Here is a 19,975-nt window from a genome sequence, read left to right on the forward strand (position 1 = left end):
GCTGGAAGTTAGATGAGTTGGTTAAACAGCTCCGATTTCATCGACAAAAAGCCATGCTCTGGAGTCTGCACCGGGATTTCCTGCCGGGATAATACCTGCGTTTTCTATTTTGACTTTGAGGTATTTTGAATTTTGGTTTCCTACCTTAAGTTTGATTTTTCCTTTTGCATTCTGAATGTCATCTTTCCCTATTTCTTTGATCATTTTGAAGTTCCTGTTATCATCCGAAACAAAAATCTGTGCAGACTTTGCAAAATGAATCCAGCTTCCTTTATTTTCCAGAGTGTTGAAATACACTTCTGAAAATTGAGTTTTCTGCCCAAAATCAATCGTTACCACTACATCTTTTCCCTGGAAACCTAACCAGGTTTTTCCTAATTGTCTCTGGTTTCCGATAATTCCGTCAATTAAAGTAAAAGCTCCGCCAAAAGAATAATTTTCACTCGGCTGCTGTTCCAGTGTAATGCTTTTTCCGGTTGTTTTTGAAGTGGTAAATTCCTGTGAAGAGATGGCACTTTTTAACTGTCCGTTCTCAAAATAAGCAGATTTAATGGTTACTGATTTTGAAATCTGAACAGGACTTTGATAAGCATTGGAATTTGCACTTGGATCGGTACCATCCAGTGTATATCTGATTCCGTTTGGATTCTGAGAAGTGGAAAGTTCATACGCTACTCCATTATCTCCTTTGATTACTTTTCCGGAAACATTATAGATGCTTTTTGCATAGTTGATATTCATTTTATCCAAAACTTTGAACTGATTCACCACCCTGTTTTCAAATTCTTTATATTTTTTTGAATCTGCGGTTCCCCAACCTACTTCTGAGAGTGCCATCAGCCTTGGAAAAATCATATATTGAACCTGTTTGAAATCAAGAATATATTCCGTCCATAAATTAGCCTGAACCCCCAGAATATATTTTGCCTGTTCAGCATTTAATTCAGAAGGAATCGGATCATAGGAATATACTTTATTCAAAGGAGTGTAACCGCCGAAAGCATTGGGCTCTGATTGCGGATCGCCCTGATAATGATCAAAATAGCAGTAAGATCCCGGGGTCATTACCGCGAAATGTTTAGACTTTGCAGCTTCAATTCCACCATTCACACCTGTCCAGCTCATTACGGCTGCATTGGGAGCCAATCCACCTTCAAGGATTTCATCCCAACCGATAATTTTCCTGCCTTTTTTGTTGACATATTTTTCAATTCTGTGGATAAAATAGCTTTGCAGCCCGTGTTCATCCTTCAAATTATTTTTCTTAATCAGTTCCTGGCAATGGGTACATTCTTTCCATCTTGTTTTCGGGCATTCATCACCTCCGATGTGAATGTATTGTGAAGGGAATAACTGAATCACCTCATCCAGAACATTTTCCAAAAACGTAAATGTTTCGTCTTTCGGACAGAATACATCATCAAAAACACCCCATTTTGTTGCCGGTTCAAACGGGCCTTTTGTACAGGCAAGTTCTGGGTAAGCAGATAATGCAGCCAAAGCGTGGCCGGGCATTTCAATTTCAGGAACAATTGTTATATGTTGTTTCTGAGCATATTTTACGACATCTTTAATCTGCTCCTGTGTATAGAAAAACGGTCCGTACGGCTTTCCGTCAAATGTATTATCGACGTACGCCCCGATCATTGATTCTTTTCTTTTTGATCCGATCTCCGTAAGCTTCGGATATTTTTTAATCTCGATTCTCCAACCCTGATCATCTGTTAAATGCCAGTGAAAAGTATTCAACTTATACATTGCCAGATAATCAATATACTGTTTTACTTCTTCTACCGTGAAGAAATGACGGCAGACGTCAAGATGCATTCCGCGCCATGCAAATTTCGGCTGGTCTTCAATTTTCAGGGCTGGAATTTTTTTATCATCCTGATGCCCTTCAATTAACTGGATCAGGGTCTGAAGTGCCAGAAAATACCCCTGATTGGTATATGACTTTATCTGAATATTTTTGGGTGAAATTTCTATGGAATAAAACTCATCATTCTGTTTTGTGTTATTTGATTTTGGCAGTTGGGAATAGACCAGTTGGGCCTTTTCTTTTGATACATCCTGGAATTTTAAACCGGCATTCAACCGTTTTTTAAAATATTCCGTTTCATCTTTAGGCAGTTTTTCCTGTAGCGCTAAAGTACCGGGAATAACAAACCCACCACTCAAAACACTGACATTCTGAGGATAAGGAATTAAATTAAGTTGGGTTTGGGAAAATAACATATTGGAAATTAAAACAGAAAAGATGAATAAAAAACGTAACATTTTGTTTGATTAAGATTTAAGCGAATATAATTATTTTCTGAAAATTTATTATACTATTTAACTTATTCCGTGACAAAACATCTAATTTTGCAAAAACATCTTATGAGAAAAACTATTTTTATTGCTGCCGGATTACTTTTTTCAATTTCAAGCCAGGCGCAGATTCTTGATGTCTTAAAATCTACCATTAAAGATAAAACGGGGGTAGACCTTAACCAACCCATTAAAACAAAAGGTTCAGTAACTCCCTCAACTTCTACTCCTGTTAAAACATCTACAAACAGCTCTCCTGTAAATCTCAGCAGCCTTTCATCTGCACAGATTTCATCAGGATTAAAGGAAGCTCTCAATCTTGGCGTATCTGAAGGGGTAAAAAAATTAGGTGTTACCGACGGTTTTTATAAAAATGAAATGGTAAAGATCTTAATGCCGGAAAAACTAAGAACGATTGATACCAAGCTGCGTGCAATGGGTTTAGGAAGTTTGGCAGATCAAGGGGTAAAATTGCTTAACAGAGCTGCAGAAGATGCGGTAACAGAAGCAACACCTATCTTCACCAATGCCATTACATCTATGACGATTACGGATGCAAAAAATATTTTATTGGGCTCCAATAATGCAGCTACCGGCTATTTACAAACTAAAACCCAAAGCCAGCTGTTTACTGCTTTCCAGCCCAAAGTGAAGGCTTCACTGGGTAAAGTAGGTGCCGATACGGTCTGGAAAGGTCTGATCTCAAAATACAATACCTTAACGGGACAGTCTGTGACAACCGATCTTAATGAATATGTAACCACGGAAACCATCAATGGTATTTTTAAAATGGTTGCTGAAAAAGAAAGCGGAATCAGAAATACTCCTGCCATGCGTACTACCAGTATTTTACAGAAGGTTTTTGGAGCGCAGGACGGAAAGTAATTTATTTTTGGACCTGAAAATCTAACTCATCTGTCAGCTTAGCTTTTGTATCAAAAGATCCAGGCTATCCTCCTTTTCCAGATTTAACTTTTGTTTTATTCTGTACCGGGCCATGAGAATACTTTTAGGGTCTACACTCAGACGATTAGCAATTTCTTTATTTGAAAAGCCCATTAATATGTAGGAGCAATGTTTCAGATCCAGTCGGGTAAGCCTATTATTGGCCAGTGCCTGCAGGCGGCTGAAAAATTCCGGATGTATGTTGGTCAGGCTGATTTTTGCATGCTCAAAATCCTCATCCATACGCAGATCTTCTTTTAATATGCGTTCCATCTGGTTTTTGAGCATTCCACTTTCCGGCTGATTGGCCAATTTATCCCGCATCGTCTGTAAAAGTTCATTCTTTTGCTCTACCTGTAGATTTCCGGCCAGCAGCTCTTTCTGTAGCCTATCCTGTCTTTCCTGCAGCAGTTCCTGTTCTGCCTGAAGGCGGGCGGCCTCTTCTGTTCGCAGTTTCTGTTGCTGGATAGAGGATTTTAAACGGAAATGATAGGAACGGAAAAGAAAGATCAATGCAAACAGGCCGGCTATAATAAGACCAATAGAAATAAAATTAAGTTTTCTGTCAAAAGCTGCTCTTTGCTGTAATGTTTCAAGTTCTTTCTCCTTTTTTTCCGCTTCATATTGTACTTCCAGTTTTTGGGCTATAGATAATTTTGCAGCATCGTAAGCTTCCTGTTCGTAATGCATATATTGCTTATAATAGCTTAATGCTTTTGTCTGGTTACCACTTTTCTCTGCAACTGTTGCCAGCCCTTTCATCATGGAAGCTTTTACAGCCATGCTGCTCCCTACACTATTTTCTACTTCAGCAAAGCCTGACAGAAATAATCTTTCCGCCTCTGCATAATTACCTTCAGCAATAGCATATTCGCTTAATATGCCATAACAATTGGCGATACCCTCTTCATGTTTAGTTTTCCGGGCGATGGCCAAAGCAAGATCGATATATTTTTCGGCACTGCCTTTATAGCTTTTTGGAAAGAACTCCCAATACATATTAGCCATATTTAAAGCCGCCGCTGCTACGTTGATGTGATTGACAATCCGTTTCGGCTGTGATTGGGAAAGCTGTAATACCTGCCGGTTATAGAACATTGCAGAATCCAACAGTTTTTTTTGTGATGTATCTTTTCTGAAATCCTGCAAAAATGAAGAGGCGGTAGCAAGGTAGGCATTACAGATAATATCCGGTTCTTTTGACTGATAAGCCCGTTTCAGACTTAATTGGGTGTATTTTTTTAAATTTCCCGGGTCTTTTAAGTCGGCATAAATGCTTGCTAAGTAATGATAGACCAGACTTTCATAAGCATATGCTTTTTGACCTTCCAGGAGTTGGAGCGCTTTAAACAGGCTGGCCGTAGATTTTGTCGTATTGTTAACAATGTATTCCAGCCATCCTTTTCGCAACCATACATAGCCATTTACAACCCTGTTTGTAGATTTTGAAGTGTAGATTAAAGCGCTGTCAATATTTTTTTGTGCCATCACAGGGCTGTCCCGTTGTACATTCAGATAGGTTAATGTAGCCAATGCAAAAGCACTGTACTGCCCATCCGCAAGATTATGACTCAGCTGAAGGGCTTCATTGGTAGCACTTAAGGCAGCTGGCATATCCGTTTCGTAGATCGTACGGCCAAGATGGGAAAGCGTCATTGCTTTCTTTTCCGGACTCAGGTTTGGGTTGCGAAGGAGACTCTTTAACGAATCTTCGATAAAGGATTGTGAGCTGACCTTATTAAGTCCAGCAAAAAACACTAATATGATAATGATAACTCTTATATAATGCCTCATAATAGCTAGTATAAATTAAATATAAATTTTATAAAGCCGAACAGCACAAAAGTACAATTTGCTCTTTTAATTGTATAGATCCTTCAGGCCTGACTTGTCATTACAAACAGCTAAAAGCGTGCTGTAGATACTTTATTAACTCTTTTTTCATCAATGTAGATGTTTTGTAGATGTTATCTTATTGGTAAATACAAGAATCAGGTAGCATCTTTGTAATAGAGACACCATTATCATTAACCCGTCTTTTGAGAAGAAATGTTGTTTCTTCAATAGACTTCTAAAATTAATTTAAAAAAAACATTATGAAAACCATTATAATATTCCTGTTTTCCTTTGCAGCTACCTGCAGCATCTTTGGCCAAGGTATAGAAAAGCCTTATATCGAAGTAAGAGGCATCGCCAAAATAGAAAGGACCATCAAATCGTATACTCTGGATATAGTAATCAACGAGGACCTGACCTATGCCGAAGAAAAAAGAACCCTGGAACAGATAAAAAAAGCTTTTTTAGATAAAGCCAAAGCTGCGGGATTTGATGTGAACAGATTTAAGGAAGACCAACTTGCCTATGCACTGACCCAATATGGCGCCGAAGGCACATCTTATAGCTTTGAGACGGCTAAACCTGAAGAAGTAATAGCACTTAATCAACTTGTGGCTGATAAAACAGGTGCTGTATCCCTTATTACCCGACGGATTACCTACATGCCTGTAAAGGATTTTTCCAAAATAATAGCTGCCGCCTTTGCTAATGGAAAGGAACGTGCAGAAAAGGTAGCTGCCACCCTGGGGAAAAAATTGGGCCCGTTACAGACAGCTATTGATTATTCAACCACCGATGAAGAGAAAGAAGATACTGTTTATTACCGTCCTGATGAAGAAAGGTTTTATTACCTTTCTTTAAAATACCTTATTGAATAAGAGTTATATTAAATCAATCTATCGTTCATAATTGGCGATCTGATTGATATAAACCATATTAAACATAAAAATAAATGCAAATGAAAACGAATAAATTTTTAGCAATACTATTATTGTTAGTAACCACTTTAATATTAACAGTCGGCTGTGAGAAAAGCAGCTCCGTTGATGAAGAAAACGATGTGGCACAAATAATGCAGCAAAAAATATTAGGTTATTGGAATTTAACAGAATTTATAGAAGAAACAAAAACAGGTAACGAACCTCCTGTAATAATCAACAATGACCCGCAAAATGTATATTTCGAGTTTTTTGCCAACGGAAAAGGGAAAACAAATGCTGAGGGTGAGGAGGAATTCTCTTATGAAGTAAAAGCAAACAACGTTCTGATATTGTGGGATAATGAACAAAAAATCATTGAACTGACTGATCACAAACTGACTTTTAAAAACACTGCCACTCAGGGAAATACTACCTATACACAAACTTATTTTTTAACCCGTTAATAAAAAACAGGATTTAAAATTTAAAAATAATAGCATTTAACAGGCAGTATGAAACATATAATATTAAAAAAATGAAAATATTTTACAGCCTGCTACTCATTCTTGTGATTTCCTGCAATGGTACAGAGAAAAACAATCATACTGCAAAAGCTAAAGATGTAGATTCTACTTTGAAATGGATAGATTATCATGAAGGAGAACTGCCTCCTGTAGGATATTACAGCGCATTTGACAGTACTATTAAGAAATGGAATATCCGGTACGAACGCATTGATGGCGGTTGCGAGGTGATACCCGGTAAAAAACAGCAGTATGAACAAAACAACAAACGATATTTCCGATTACTGGAGAAGAAATTCGGGAAAGACTGGCGTCAGCGTTTTGATCTGGAAGTAAGCACATTAGATCATATTCTGAAAAATAAATAACATTTTATCCCATAAAAAAACCTTGTCGGTGACAAGGTTTTTGATTTTATCAGAACTGCATCTCAGGAATTTCTCCTTCAATAATCAGATCGGCTTCCGTAGATTGAATAATGTGCTCTACCGACACTCCCGGAGCTCTTTCAATAAGCTTAAATCCGGCCGGAGTTACATCTAAAACCGCCAGTTCGGTAACCACTCTTTTCACACAGTTTACACCGGTTAAAGGAAGTGTGCATTTTTTTAAAATTTTACTTTCGCCTGCTTTGTTAACGTGCATCATGGCAACGATAATATTTTCGGCAGATGCTACAAGATCCATTGCACCGCCCATTCCTTTGACCATTTTTCCGGGAATTTTCCAGTTGGCAATATCACCGTTCTCTGAAACCTCCATAGCTCCGAGAATCGTTAAATCTACCTTCTGGCCACGAATCATGCCAAAACTGAAAGCAGAATCAAAGAATGAACCGCCATCTAAAATGGTGATCGTTTGTTTTCCTGCATTGATGATATCAGCATCTTCTTCTCCTTCGAAAGGGAAAGGCCCCATCCCGAGCACGCCGTTTTCACTTTGAAATTCTACGGAAATACCATCCGGAACATAGTTGGCAACCAAAGTAGGAATGCCAATTCCCAGGTTTACATAATAACGGTCTTTCAGTTCTTTTGAAATTCTTTTTGCGATTTGTTCTTTTGTGAGCATATTAAAAACTTAGACCGCAATTTAATTATTTTCACTTGAATACAAAAGGTCTTTATTATTCAAAATTATTAACATTATAAGTCAAAATAATATCTTTAATTTTGCAACATTATTTAGCAGAATGAAAATACTTTTAAAATACCTCAGACCTTACCAGTGGTTGGTTCTTCTCTCTTTATTATTGGCAGCTATTAATCAGGTTTTTTCTCTATTTGCTCCGGCAATTACAGGAAACATCCTGGACAGACTGGTTACCCACCCTAATTTTTTCGATAAGGAAAAGCTTATCCCCAGAAATCTGAATCAATATTTATACGGCGACGGAATTTATCACGGCGTTTTTTATTTTTTAGGATTACTCATCGGAACCGCCATGGTGAGCAGAATCGCCAAAGCTTTTCAGGATTATGCAGTAAGCGTTATTACACAGAAGTTTGGCGCCAAAATCTTTACAGACGGATTAAAACACTCAATGGCACTTCCTTTCCAGGAATTTGAAGATCAGAGAAGTGGTGAAACTTTATCAATTTTGACGAAAGTAAGAGAAGATACTGTAAAATTCATTTCTAATTTCATTAATATTTTCTTTGGAATTTTAGTCAGTATTATTTTCGTTTCCGTGTATGCTATCCGCCTGCACTGGTCGATCATGCCGGTGTATATCTGTGGAATTTTCCTGATTGCATTTATCACCAATTTACTGAGCAAAAGAATAAAAAGCATCCAGAAAAATATTGTTTCGGAAACTACAGCTTTGGCCGGAAGTACTACAGAAAGCTTAAGAAATATAGAAATCGTTAAAAGTTTAGGATTAACCAACCAGGAAGTTATCCGTTTAAATAACAATACTTATAAGATTCTGGGGCTTGAACTCAGAAAGGTCAAAAGTATCCGTTCTTTAAGCTTTATCCAGGGAACCATGGTTAATTTTCTTCAGCAGATGATTACCCTGACCTTATTGTTATTAATATTTAAAAATATTGTGACTCCCGGACAATATCTGTCTCTGATGTTTTATGGGTTTTTCATATTCGGGCCGATGCAGGAAATCGGTAATATTATCATTTCTTACCGTGAAGCTGAAGCTTCTCTTTATAATTTTGACAATTTAATGAAAAAGGAAGTGGAAGAAAAACCACTCCATCCGAAACAAATCGGTGCTATTGAGGAATTGGAATTCAAACATGTTTCTTTTAAGCACCAGTCAGCGCAATATAAAGCTTTGAATAACATCTCTTTTGATGTTAAAAACGGAGAAACCATCGCTTTTGTGGGGCCAAGCGGTTCAGGGAAAAGTACGCTGGTAAAATTGCTGGTTGGACTTTACAGGCCACAGGAAGGAAATATTTTTTACAATACAATCAACGGAAAAGAATTTGATTTTGACGAGCTGAGAAATCAGATTGGTTTTGTAACTCAGGACACCCAGCTTTTTGCCGGAACCATTAAGGAAAATCTTCTTTTTGTCAACCCTAAGGCTACAGAGGTTGAGCTGGAAATTGCTTTACAGAAAGCAAGCTGCACTTCATTACTGGCAAGAGCAGAAAAAGGGATTGAAACGGTAATCGGTGAAGGCGGGCTGAAGCTGAGCGGCGGGGAAAAACAAAGAATCGCCATCGCACGGGCACTTTTAAGAAAACCTCATTTATTGATTTTTGATGAAGCAACTTCAGCTTTGGACAGCATTACTGAAGAGGAAATAACTTCTACCATAAAAAATATTTCAAAAGATAAGGAACATATTACGGTTCTCATTGCCCACCGTTTAAGTACAATTATGCATGCGGACCGGATTTTTGTACTTGAACGCGGACAAGTAATTGAAACAGGATCACACGATAGCTTGATTGCCGAAAAAGGATTGTATTATGCAATGTGGCGACAGCAGATCGGGGAAAGAAAAATGCTTATTTCACCGGAATAACAAAAGCGATGAATTTAGTTCAGCGCTTTTTGTTTTTTTATAAATATTATTTTCGACAGGAACTTATTCTTTTGTTCTTACAGTTCTCTGCTCAATTCTTTTTTCAAATTTTTCACCCTGAAAAATTCTTTGGATCATAATTCCGGGAATATGAATCTGATTGGGATCTAATTGTCCGGGTTCTACCAATTCTTCCACTTCGGCAATGGTAATTTTTCCTGCTCCGGCCATCGGGTGATTAAAATTTCTTGCCGATCCTTTAAAGATCAGGTTTCCTGCATGATCTCCTTTCCACGCTTTTACAATGGAATAATCAGCTTTGTAAGCATGTTCCAGAATGTGAGGTTTTCCGTTGAAATCTTTCACTTCTTTTCCTTCTGCCACTTCAGTCCCGAAACCTGCAGGGGTGTAAAAAGCAGGAATTCCCGCCTGGGCGGCTCTGCATTTTTCAGCAAGAGTTCCCTGTGGAGTAAGTTCAACTTCCAGTTCTCCGGAAAGCATCTGTCTTTCAAATTCCGCATTTTCCCCTACATAAGAAGAAATCATTTTTTTAATCTGTCTTTTGTGAAGCAATAATCCTAACCCGAAGTCATCAACTCCTGCATTGTTTGAAATACATGTCAGATCTTTTACATCACTTTCTACCAAAGCATTGATTGAGTTTTCAGGAATACCGCAAAGCCCGAAACCACCCAACATTAATGTCATCCCATCCTGAATTCCTTCGATGGCTTCCTTTGCATTTTTTACTCTTTTATCTATCATGAAATATTAGATTTTTCTGTTGGCTAAATTTAATAATTTTTCTCATATCTACCGTACTCAGTAATTTATTCGGGATTTTAACTGAAGTTTTACTCATCTTACCGCAAACCAGGTGAAGTATAGTATCTGTTTGTTTATATTCAGGATATTTATTATTAAATTTTATTTATCTAAAAATTAAGAATGAGCCGTAGCTTAATCATCAATAATAAAAGCGATGAAATTCACCGCTTATTTATGTTTCTGTTTCATTTAAAAATCATCTGATAAAATGGTGAAATAAGGCAATGAATATAAAGCATGCAGGAACAACAACCGCAAAATATTTACCGAATCTGGCCAATGCCCGTGCGTATTTATTATTAAGCCCAACCGACTGCATCGAGGAATAAAACCCGTGCCATAAGTGTAGCCCAAGCAATACAAATGCTCCACAATATAAAAAAGTACGTACCGGGTTTTGAAATTTGTGTATCAATTCGCCGTAATATCTTGTTTCATTGGGTACATTCATCTCGATAAACTTGTAATTAAGCTCCTGAAACCAGAAATCATACCAATGAAGACAAAAATAGGAAAGGATGACCAGTCCCGAAATAATCATATTCCTTGATGGCCAGGAACTGTTTGCAGAACTTGCATTTTTGGCATATCGTATCGGTCTTGCCCTGCGATTCTGGATCTCCAGAATAAATCCCATGATAAAATGGAAAAGCAACCCGAAGATAAGGATCGGCTGTCCTATATATTGTACCAAAGGATTGTATCCCATGAAATGCGAAACACGGTTAAAAAGATCTTCGCTTATTACAGAAGTCAGATTAAGTGATACATGCAGCATTAAAAAAGTGATCAGAAAAAAGCCTGAAAGTCCCATGGCTACTTTTCTCATAATGGATGAATTCAGAAGCTGTTTTGCCATACCTGTAATTTTAGTTTTTATTTAAGACAATCTGATTTTTAATATTGGACAAACATCATCAACTCTTTTATAAAATTATAAAAAGAAAACGAGTTTAAATTCTGATTTTAGTATTTGTTGCAAAAGGGGAAACTTCCGGGATTGACGATAAAAACAAATCTTTATCAATAAACAGAAAAAGCGGAAATGACTTTCCGCTTTTTATTTTGATTTTTTAATTTATATTTTACTGTATAACCAGTTTTAAAGTGAATAGTTTTCTTGTATGTACTTTCACGAAATAAACTCCTTTCGGAAGATTTTCATTCACTAAGGAGAAACGCTGGTTGTGAACGTTCTTTGATTCATAAAGCAAATCTCCTGAAGCTGATAACAGCTCGATCTTTTCAATCGGATAATCACTTTTAATGAAAGTAGGCTCACCTGGTTTTGTAGGATTCGGGTATAGGATTACATTTTTCTCCGTACTGTTTTTAACCTCGTCCGTTCCCAAAGTGGATGAATTCACCTGAAACTGCACCCTGTTTGAAACTTCAGTATAAGAATCATTGGTAAACATTACCATATAATAATTCCCTGGGGTTGTAGGCAATGCGGCTCCTGTTAAATTTTTAGTTCCCTGTGTGATTCCGTCAAAATAAGTATAGGAAATAAAATTATCATCCGGCGTCTGAATATTCTGAGGATAAATTCCCAGCCAGTCTTTGATAATTCCCGGAGAATCCGTCCATGAGGCCGTAATATTTTCTCCCAAAGTATATACCGGCTTATTGATCCATAGTTCTGTAACGATATCCCCTACTTTAAAGAAAACTTTCTCTCCGATGGCTGTATAACCGTCTTCAAGGAAATACTGAGCGTAATAATATCCTTTCGGAAGCCCTGTAAAATTAAGTGTTCCGGAAGTTGCATTTACATAATCCCATTTTATCGAGGTATTTATTCCCGGAGTCTGACCCATTTTGTAGATCCCGATCCAGTCTTTTACCAGATTTGGCCCGTTGGAGTAATTAATGGTAACGGTTCCGCCTACGGGATAGGTATCTGCTGTAGTTTGCAGTACGACTTTCGGGCCTACGTAAAAGTTTTTTCTCGGTGTGATTTCCGTATAACCGTCGTTGGCAAAAAACCCTGCAAAATATTGTCCTTTATTAGCTAATCCGTTATTAAAAGTAGCTGTTCCTGCGGTTTGCCCGTTGGTATAAGTATATACCTGGGAAGTTACGGATCCCGGTGTCTGTCCTTTTTTATAAATTCCTATCCAATCGGTCTGGTTACCCGGTCCACCTGTATAAGTAGCCGTGATGGCTTCGTTCTGAAGATATTCTGTTTTATTTAAAGTGAAGGTAGGATTTGAAACTACACTTCCGGTAACTTCAAACTGTTTGGCATCACTCCAGTCGCTCCATTCCAGGTTTCTGTCTCTGTAACGGGTTTTCACATAATAAAGTCCGTTTGAGATAGAGTTGGCAGGGAACGTTACTTTTGTAATATCAACGCCTGCATTTAAGTTTTTAGCTTTATCAGGTGTTCCGTCTTTTCCAAACCAGTTTTCAAAATCCCGGTAAAATTCTTTTTCAATAACAGAAAAGTCAGCTGCTTTACTGATTAAAAACTGAGTGGTATTTAAAAGCTCTCCGTTCGGCGACGAAAAAGCACTTCCGTTTAGTGTTAACGGCAGGGTTATCGCTCCTGAAAAAGTATTTGTAATTGATGGTTTAGCAGGCTTCTGCTGGTTTTTATACCTGTGGAAAGAATCAACAAGTTCATTGTATTTTTTAGTATAAACTCCTCCTATTGAATAGCATTCTACATCTACTTTTCCGTTGGTTACATCCACTTCAACGATCTGATAGGTCCAGTCGGTCAGTGTTTTCTGAACGTCATCAAAATCCTGTTCTGTAGACATTCCCCAATACTGATCCCACGCGGTTCCTCCGGAAATGATCTGGTAATTAGGTGTATTTTTCAGCTGCCCTCTGTGGTATAAATGATGGTGAGCTCCTACGTGCATCAGATATTTACTGGAATTGGTCATCAACGGAACAGCAATATCCCGCACCCAGGTTGAAATATCTCCTACATATTGCTCAGCCTGGTAAGGTCTGTGGCTTAATGAAATAATCCATTGAACGGTAGGATCATTGTTCGCTTCATTTAAAATCTGTTGTAGCCAGGTTTGCTGTGCCGTTCCCGTATGTTCTGAGCTTAAGCTGATAAACAAAACATTTCCGGCCTGTTGAGCGTAATAGTTCTCATTTCCTGAAGAAATGTTTTTATACTTGATTTCATCGATATAGAAATGGGCATAATAAGAATTCATTCCCAAGCTTCCGTATGTTTCGTGATTTCCTACGGTAGTCTGAATCGGAAGGTATGGCGATAATTTGATATTCTTTTTGAAATGTACATTTTCATAATGATCCAGAGTACCTACATCTACCTGATCTCCTACCATAAAGGTAAGGGCAACGTTATCGGAAGGATCTGAATTCGGGCCAAATTTTTCTTTTAATTTTTTAAAGGCATTCAAAGTCAACGAATCATATCTCGGTTCGGCTTTGATCTGGTTGTCTCCCATTATAAGGAAACGTATTTTCCCATCAGCTGTCACAGGCTGTCCCGGTAAAGGAAGTGTTCTGAAATTGTACACTGCCGATTCACTGGTTCCGGTTTTTATTTTGTAATAGTATTTTGTATTGGACTGAAGATTGGTGATTTTAGCCGTGTGATAAAAATAATTGTTGTTATATCCTGTATCCGAAAAAATATTGGTAGTTCCGGTAACGGTAACGTTTAAATTCGCGGGCGAATTACCATAAATAACCGTCGTTTCATTATTTGAACTTGTCTTCCAATTCACAATCATCGAATTGGGTGTCGGGTTTTGCAAATAGGGAAACAAAGTCTGTCCAAAAGCCATCTGGACGACAAAAAAGAAAAAGAATACGTAATGTTTCATTTAAATTAATTTTAAGTAGTGTTTATTGTATCGTGTTTTAAATTGAAGACCGGGAATGATGTGTTTTTATTTCGTGCAAAAGTAGAATTCACATATAAACTCTGTTTCATGCCAACGTAAAGGAAGTGTTAACTTTAGAGTGGAGAAAGGTGTAAAAATATCTGTATTAATAACATAAAATTATTTGGCATATTCAAAAACTATTTTGTACATTTGCAACCTGTTATTCAACCTCTGACGAAAAGCGTGTAAGTTGCTTAGCTTTAACATTTTATTTTATTAATAATGGATTTATTAAAGTACGTACAAGACAAGTACATTACAAAAAAAGAATTCCCTGAATTCAAAGCAGGTGATACCATCACTGTGTATTACGAAATTAAAGAAGGACAAAAAACAAGAACTCAGTTCTTCAAGGGAACAGTTATCCAATTAAGAGGTACCGGTTCTACTAAAACTTTTACCATCAGAAAAATGAGTGGTGATGTAGGTGTAGAAAGAGTATTCCCTATCAACATGCCAGCTTTACAGAAGATTGAAGTTGACAGAAGAGGTAAAGTTAGAAGATCTAGAATTTATTACTTCAGAGACCTTAGAGGTAAAAAAGCTAGAATCAAAGACGCTGCTTACAAGAAAAAATAATTCAGACAACAACACATACAAAAAGAGGCTGTTCATCATTGATCAGCCTCTTTTTATTTTCTTTTTTTATATTATAAAGTTTATCATCTCTGTAAGAATCTCAATGTTCGGGTGATAAAAAACTAAGCAGCTTAGATTCCTCTTGAATGACCAACCTTGTGCTTATTTAATGAAATCATACAAAGCATTATAAAACTGCTCGTAAACCTCTATATGAGGCAGATGGCCCACATTTTCAATTTCCACTAATTTTGATCCTGCAATTTCTTTCTGGGTTTTCTTTCCCAATTCCTGATATTGTCCCATTTTCGGTTGGAGTTCTTTAGGTGCTCTGTCCTTTCCTATTGCTGTCCTGTCGCGTGTTCCGATGATTAATAAGGTAGGAACTTTTATATTTTTAAACTCATAACATACAGGCTGATTGTAGATCATATCTGAAGTGAGGGCTGCATCCCAGGCTACTTTAGAATAATCGGGATGCAACGTCCAACCTGCAATCAGATCCAGCCACGGTTGATATTCGCTTTTCCATTTGTTATCGTAATAAAATTTAAGCTGATAATTTTTATAGGTTTCCGCCGTATTTTTTAATTCCGACTGATATGCCTGATCTATGGTTTGATAAGCTGCAAAAGTTTTGTAATCTTCGAGTCCAATAGGGTTTTCCAGGATAAGCTTCTGGACTTTTTCAGGGAAAAGTAATGTAAATCTCGTCGCCACCATTCCGCCCATAGAATGTCCTAAAACAATGGTTTTATCAATTTTCAGCTCATCTAAAATGGCTTTTGTATTTTCGGCCAGCTGTGAAAAGGAAAACTGATAGTTCTGAGGTTTTGAAGATTTTCCAAAGCCTATCTGATCCGGAATAATTACCCTAAACCCTTTACCTGACAAGTCTTTTGCCGTTTGTTCCCAATATGCACCGTTAAAATTTTTCCCGTGGAGGAGCATTATGGTTTTTCCGTTTGAAGTTTTAGGCTTTACATCCATATAAGCCATCTTCAGGTCATTATTCTGAGATTTTAAATTAATGAAATGAACTTCATAAGGGTACTGGTAATCGGATAACATAGCATCCAGAGGCTTTACCTGTGAAAATATAAATCCCGGCGCAATCGATAACATTCCAATGACAACAGCATTTTTAAAATATTTCATAAAATTTTATTTAAGTATAAAATTAAAAAAACCGCTCCAAAAGAAACGGTTTATATGTATTATTTTAAATTTAATTATGATACTTCTGCAACGCTAAGTTCTTTTTTTGAGGGCAGATTCATTAGAACAATCGCAAAAAGAATTAAAACAATTCCCAACCATTGAATCATATCCACATGCTCTCCCAACAGAACAAAAGCCATTGTTACGGAAACCGGGAGCTCCAATGAAGAAACAATGCTTCCTAAGCCTAAACCGGCATTCGGAAAACCTATATTGAACAAAATAGGCGGAATTACAGTTCCGAACAATGCCAGAACCAAACCATACTTCCAAAGTATGGAATAATCAAAAGAACGGATGTGTTGTGTATTTTCGGTAAAATTAAGGTAAACTGATTTTAAGCCATCGAAATATAGCGGACCGATCTGAGCAAAGAACAAAAACGCAAATACGATAATTGAACCTCCGGAAAGCATAATGATACTTTTTCTCAAAACAGGCAAATGAGTCGCTAATGTATTAGATGTAAACATGGTCAATGTATAAGAAGCTGCAGCCATGAGACCCCAGAATACTCCGTGCCAATCAAGCTCAATCTCCATATTGATAAGGTTTGTCGCTAAAACAGTTCCCAATAAAACAATCATTACGGATATTACTTTTCTGGCATTCGGTAGTTTTTTAGCTATAAAACTTTCTACTACCACACTAAACCAAACAGACTGCATTAAAAGTACAATCGCAATGGAAACATTAATATACTGAACTGCTATATAGTAAAACAAACTTGTACATCCCAGAGAAGTACCCGCCACCATCAGCATTTTTACTTCTTTTGCGCTTGGTGATGATAACTTTTGTTTTGACGTAATGGTTTGAATGAAATTCAGGACCAGCAAACCTACCAAGCCCAGCACAAACTGTGATGTGGTAACTTCGGATGTGGTATAACCGTCATGGTAAGCCATTTTCACGAATGTGGCCAACATCCCATATATACTGGCTCCGATTCCGACAAAAACAACTCCTTTTAGTATATTTTTCTTCTTCATAGTTTTCCTTAAAAGCCCGCAAAGTTACGATATAATAATTAAGTAAGCACTCTGTCGTTGTCCTGATAGATAAATAAAATCACCCCGGGCAATCCCAGGGTGATTATTTTATAAATGATTTATTTAAATCTGTTATTTATTAACGATAACTTTTGATACGGCATCAATACCTAATCCTTTTACTTTAACCATATAAGTTCCGTTGATCATTCTATCTGTTGAGATCGCTTTTTTAGCATCCGGAGAAATTTTATCTTCTGAAGAAATCATTTTTCCTGACATATCATAAATTTCAACGCTTACTTTCCCGATGGTATTGCTTGGGAAGTTGATGTAGAACTCGTTCTTAGCAGGGTTCGGATAAATAGAGATTGTATTGTTTTTTACAGTTTTCACTTCATCTGTTGCCAATACACATTCTGCAGGTACTGTGATGTCTGCTACCTGATCGTTGATATTGGTTTTTACTCCTGCCTGTGCGTTAAGACCTAAACCTCTTTTCGCGAAAGTTCTCCAGATCATACACTTATCTTCACCATTGGTAGTTGCTAATTCAGCTGCTAATATTGCATTTCTGCCATCAATAAATGTAGGGCTACAAGCCTGTAGTTTTAAAGCGTCGGTTACTAATTGCAATACTCTTGCACTTCCACTATTGGCATTAGCCGTTACATCAGAAGCATATCCGTATTTATTTACATACTGCCAGTGAAGATCCCACAACATAGTCGCCCATACAAATCCTATAGAGTGTACGTCCGGAACAACTGCTCCACTTTGGTTTGTATATTCCATACCGTTTGTATCTGCATAGGTATAATCATTGATTGCGAAATCCGGAGAATATTTTGCAGGTCTGATCCCACCTCCAGTATTAGGCTGGCCAATAACATAGGTACCTATACCTCTAGGCACAGTAGCATTATCACCTGCTTTGTTTGTTAACATTAAGGCAAAGAAGTCTGACCAACCTTCACCCATTTGTTCTTTACTGTTTGGCCATTGTAAACATGTCCATCCGTTTCCAGTTAATCTGTTGGAAATACCATGACCATATTCGTGAGTAACGATTCCGTTATCGAAACTACCGTCAGGACTTACAGCCATAGCAGGATCATTTTTCAACGTTACATTAACAACTGTACCTGCTGTAAGTTGACTCTTAATATATTCACCTTCAGCATTATCAACTAATACGGAAGGAATTGTTATTGTTGCATCTGTTCCTCCCATTCCACCAACAGGGCCTGAAGTTGGAGCATTATAAATAATCGCGGCTACTGCTCCTGCATTCTGAGCATTTTTAACTTTGGTTACAAAGTCACAGCTTCCTCTTTCTACTAAGCCAATTTTTCCGGCAAGTGTCCCTACAGGTATAGCTGTACACCCATCTACTACAGAAGAAGCTTTTACATCTGCCGTAACTCCTGTTGCATTGATAGGGTTTCCAAATTGAGCCGTACCTACAAGCGGTTGACGTGGAACTGCAGCTGCAGGTGCATTATAATAATATAATCTATTAAAACTTGTCCACAAATACATTTGCATTCTGCCACTGGTTCCATCCTGAAGAGTCGCAAAGTTAGCATTATTCATATCTGTTCCGTCCTGTGCTTCTGCTTTTACATAATCATTTCCGGCACCTCCCAATCCAAAATTGGTATTCTGGAAGTTTCTTGCTGTTTCCGTGAAACCGAATTTATAAAATATATCATGTACTTTATTGTTGATATAAAACAAATTGGTAATTGATGCACTCAGGTTATCCGCAGGTGAAGCATAAAGACTAAAAGGGAAATTAAAATTTCTGCTTGCCCCTCCATCCGGTGAAAAACCTGGAGTATTAGTTGCATTCATGTCATCATATGCATATACATTGTTACCTCTTGTATAGGTATAATGACTTGTACCATCATAGTGCCATCCTTCAGGTGAAGAAGCTATCATCCAAGGGTTGCTAACTACTGATCTGGCTCCAAACGTAGCCGATTCAAGCGGTAATGCAAATACATTATAAGAAGCATTATCTGGTACAAGAAAAGAGGCAGCCTGATTATGTAATTCGTTAATAGGTCCTATAAAGTTATTTTGTCCTAATTGTGAATGATCATGTGAGTACGCATCGGAATGGAAGTTACATGATACGTTAAGATCAAATTTATTGATAATCTCTCCGGTATTTGCATTCACCAGTATATCCCAAAGACTGTGAGATTTTGGTTCAGGCAAAGTCACCTGATAAGCCAGCTTTAAAATTCCCTGATCTTCAACATATACCAATCTTTGCTTAGCTGCATGCCCGTTTTGTGGTTCTGCATCCTGATAACCAAGAACAGGATAAGATTTAATTTCTTCTTTTCCTATATTTTTAGCAATTTTCTGAATCGCTGTACTTTTACTAATTGTTGCATTGTTTGGTGTAGAAGAAGTATAATCCTTCAAAAAATCATCCACATAGTATACAATTTTATTATCCTTAACAAGTGCCGTTCCTACTGAATTATAAACAGGAAGGCCGTTATAGGTTTGCTGAAACTTTACAACGTTTCCGCTTAATGACCTTGAAGCATCTACATTATCAATAATAAAATTGGTAAGATCAGATTTTTTATACTCTCTGATTTTATTCTGAGAAATATAATCTTTAATAAGTCTTTCATTATCCTGAGAGTACAGGTCGGAAGACTGGAATACTGCGAATACAGCAAATAAAAGAGGTAGAGTTATCTTTTTCATATACATTAATAAAGCCGCTAATTTACAAATATTTAACAATCAAAGAATATTTTATTTAATTTATTTTAAAAAAAACAAAACATATATTATTTTATACACTTTTAGTCACTTTTCAGGGATTATTACTGTTTCTAATTTTATATTTTCATTTCACTATTTATAGTCATAAATTATTAAAAAAGCCTCATTCCGGACAATAAAAAAA

Annotated in this window: 15 protein-coding genes; 6 read left to right on the top strand and 9 right to left on the bottom strand. The window is 37.1% G+C overall.

What is annotated here, in order from left to right; genetic code table 11:
• Positions 1-21 precede the first annotated feature (21 nt).
• Positions 22-2,277: a glycoside hydrolase family 20 protein gene (locus AB8P06_RS06795; protein ID WP_369839675.1), complete on the bottom strand. Its 2,256-nt coding sequence runs from the start codon at positions 2,275-2,277 to the stop codon at positions 22-24.
• A gap of 102 nt (positions 2,278-2,379) precedes the next feature.
• Here AB8P06_RS06795 and AB8P06_RS06800 point away from each other — a divergent pair, with 102 nt between their 5' ends.
• Positions 2,380-3,195 (top strand): DUF4197 domain-containing protein, encoded by an 816-nt coding sequence (locus tag AB8P06_RS06800; protein WP_369839678.1) that lies wholly within the window; start codon positions 2,380-2,382, stop codon positions 3,193-3,195.
• Between the two features lie 33 nt (positions 3,196-3,228).
• Here the strand turns inward: AB8P06_RS06800 and AB8P06_RS06805 are convergent, their stop codons facing one another.
• Positions 3,229-5,049 (bottom strand): helix-turn-helix transcriptional regulator, encoded by a 1,821-nt coding sequence (locus AB8P06_RS06805; protein WP_369839681.1) that lies wholly within the window; start codon positions 5,047-5,049, stop codon positions 3,229-3,231.
• A gap of 302 nt (positions 5,050-5,351) precedes the next feature.
• On the opposite strand from AB8P06_RS06805, the gene AB8P06_RS06810 reads away from it, so the two are divergent.
• The 3 genes from AB8P06_RS06810 to AB8P06_RS06820 all read left to right on the top strand — a co-directional run bounded on the left by AB8P06_RS06810 (position 5,352) and on the right by AB8P06_RS06820 (position 6,903).
• Positions 5,352-5,969 (top strand): SIMPL domain-containing protein, encoded by a 618-nt coding sequence (locus AB8P06_RS06810; protein WP_369839684.1) that lies wholly within the window; start codon positions 5,352-5,354, stop codon positions 5,967-5,969.
• 80 nt (positions 5,970-6,049) lie between these two features.
• Positions 6,050-6,475 carry a lipocalin family protein gene (locus tag AB8P06_RS06815; RefSeq protein ID WP_369839686.1) on the top strand — a complete coding sequence of 142 codons (426 nt, stop codon included), beginning with the start codon at positions 6,050-6,052 and terminating at the stop codon, positions 6,473-6,475.
• A gap of 71 nt (positions 6,476-6,546) precedes the next feature.
• A complete protein-coding gene (locus AB8P06_RS06820) occupies positions 6,547-6,903 on the top strand; it encodes an FEKKY domain-containing protein (RefSeq protein ID WP_369839689.1) in 357 nt (118 codons plus the stop codon).
• Between the two features lie 49 nt (positions 6,904-6,952).
• On the opposite strand, the gene AB8P06_RS06825 is transcribed toward AB8P06_RS06820, so the two are convergent.
• Positions 6,953-7,606: a CoA transferase subunit B gene (locus AB8P06_RS06825; RefSeq protein ID WP_369839692.1), complete on the bottom strand. Its 654-nt coding sequence runs from the start codon at positions 7,604-7,606 to the stop codon at positions 6,953-6,955.
• A gap of 121 nt (positions 7,607-7,727) precedes the next feature.
• Between AB8P06_RS06825 and AB8P06_RS06830 the strand changes: the two genes are divergently transcribed.
• Positions 7,728-9,530, top strand: coding sequence for an ABC transporter ATP-binding protein (locus AB8P06_RS06830; protein ID WP_369839695.1), 1,803 nt, complete (start codon positions 7,728-7,730; stop codon positions 9,528-9,530).
• A 63-nt stretch (positions 9,531-9,593) separates the two neighbouring features.
• Here the strand turns inward: AB8P06_RS06830 and AB8P06_RS06835 are convergent, their stop codons facing one another.
• The 3 genes from AB8P06_RS06835 to AB8P06_RS06845 form a co-directional block, all read right to left on the bottom strand.
• Positions 9,594-10,295, bottom strand: coding sequence for a CoA transferase subunit A (locus AB8P06_RS06835; protein WP_369839698.1), 702 nt, complete (start codon positions 10,293-10,295; stop codon positions 9,594-9,596).
• Between the two features lie 259 nt (positions 10,296-10,554).
• The gene (locus AB8P06_RS06840; RefSeq protein ID WP_369839701.1) at positions 10,555-11,217 is read right to left on the bottom strand and encodes a succinate dehydrogenase cytochrome b subunit; all 663 of its coding nucleotides are present in this window, start codon (positions 11,215-11,217) and stop codon (positions 10,555-10,557) included.
• Positions 11,218-11,443: 226 nt separating this feature from the next.
• The gene (locus AB8P06_RS06845) at positions 11,444-14,179 is read right to left on the bottom strand and encodes a fibronectin type III domain-containing protein (RefSeq protein WP_369839704.1); all 2,736 of its coding nucleotides are present in this window, start codon (positions 14,177-14,179) and stop codon (positions 11,444-11,446) included.
• Positions 14,180-14,464: 285 nt separating this feature from the next.
• Here AB8P06_RS06845 and rplS point away from each other — a divergent pair, with 285 nt between their 5' ends.
• Entirely contained in the window at positions 14,465-14,821 is a 357-nt protein-coding gene (gene rplS, locus AB8P06_RS06850) for a 50S ribosomal protein L19 (protein ID WP_007846341.1), read from the top strand.
• A 162-nt stretch (positions 14,822-14,983) separates the two neighbouring features.
• Here rplS and AB8P06_RS06855 read toward each other — a convergent pair whose 3' ends face one another.
• The 3 genes from AB8P06_RS06855 to AB8P06_RS06865 form a co-directional block, all read right to left on the bottom strand.
• Positions 14,984-15,979 carry an alpha/beta fold hydrolase gene (locus AB8P06_RS06855; protein WP_369839709.1) on the bottom strand — a complete coding sequence of 332 codons (996 nt, stop codon included), beginning with the start codon at positions 15,977-15,979 and terminating at the stop codon, positions 14,984-14,986.
• A gap of 74 nt (positions 15,980-16,053) precedes the next feature.
• On the bottom strand, positions 16,054-17,034 hold the full coding sequence (locus AB8P06_RS06860) for an EamA family transporter (protein WP_369839712.1): 981 nt from the start codon (positions 17,032-17,034) through the stop codon (positions 16,054-16,056).
• A gap of 132 nt (positions 17,035-17,166) precedes the next feature.
• On the bottom strand, positions 17,167-19,770 hold the full coding sequence (locus AB8P06_RS06865; RefSeq protein ID WP_369839715.1) for a T9SS-dependent M36 family metallopeptidase: 2,604 nt from the start codon (positions 19,768-19,770) through the stop codon (positions 17,167-17,169).
• Between the last annotated feature and the right edge of the window lie 205 nt (positions 19,771-19,975).

It is taken from the genome of Chryseobacterium tongliaonense (assembly GCF_041224435.1).
In the GTDB taxonomy this organism is placed as follows: domain Bacteria; phylum Bacteroidota; class Bacteroidia; order Flavobacteriales; family Weeksellaceae; genus Chryseobacterium; species Chryseobacterium tongliaoense.

Bases quoted from the DNA above. Each gene is read 5' to 3' on its own strand.
- AB8P06_RS06825 (WP_369839692.1), bottom strand. From the start codon at position 7,606: ATGCTCACAAAAGAACAAATCGCAAAAAGAATTTCAAAAGAACTGAAA.
- AB8P06_RS06810 (WP_369839684.1), top strand. From the start codon at position 5,352: ATGAAAACCATTATAATATTCCTGTTTTCCTTTGCAGCTACCTGCAGC.
- AB8P06_RS06840 (WP_369839701.1), bottom strand. From the start codon at position 11,217: ATGGCAAAACAGCTTCTGAATTCATCCATTATGAGAAAAGTAGCCATG.
- AB8P06_RS06805 (WP_369839681.1), bottom strand. From the start codon at position 5,049: ATGAGGCATTATATAAGAGTTATCATTATCATATTAGTGTTTTTTGCT.
- AB8P06_RS06830 (WP_369839695.1), top strand. From the start codon at position 7,728: ATGAAAATACTTTTAAAATACCTCAGACCTTACCAGTGGTTGGTTCTT.
- AB8P06_RS06800 (WP_369839678.1), top strand. From the start codon at position 2,380: ATGAGAAAAACTATTTTTATTGCTGCCGGATTACTTTTTTCAATTTCA.
- AB8P06_RS06820 (WP_369839689.1), top strand. From the start codon at position 6,547: ATGAAAATATTTTACAGCCTGCTACTCATTCTTGTGATTTCCTGCAAT.
- AB8P06_RS06865 (WP_369839715.1), bottom strand. From the start codon at position 19,770: ATGAAAAAGATAACTCTACCTCTTTTATTTGCTGTATTCGCAGTATTC.
- AB8P06_RS06845 (WP_369839704.1), bottom strand. From the start codon at position 14,179: ATGAAACATTACGTATTCTTTTTCTTTTTTGTCGTCCAGATGGCTTTT.
- rplS (WP_007846341.1), top strand. From the start codon at position 14,465: ATGGATTTATTAAAGTACGTACAAGACAAGTACATTACAAAAAAAGAA.
- AB8P06_RS06860 (WP_369839712.1), bottom strand. From the start codon at position 17,034: ATGAAGAAGAAAAATATACTAAAAGGAGTTGTTTTTGTCGGAATCGGA.
- AB8P06_RS06795 (WP_369839675.1), bottom strand. From the start codon at position 2,277: ATGTTACGTTTTTTATTCATCTTTTCTGTTTTAATTTCCAATATGTTA.
- AB8P06_RS06855 (WP_369839709.1), bottom strand. From the start codon at position 15,979: ATGAAATATTTTAAAAATGCTGTTGTCATTGGAATGTTATCGATTGCG.
- AB8P06_RS06815 (WP_369839686.1), top strand. From the start codon at position 6,050: ATGAAAACGAATAAATTTTTAGCAATACTATTATTGTTAGTAACCACT.
- AB8P06_RS06835 (WP_369839698.1), bottom strand. From the start codon at position 10,295: ATGATAGATAAAAGAGTAAAAAATGCAAAGGAAGCCATCGAAGGAATT.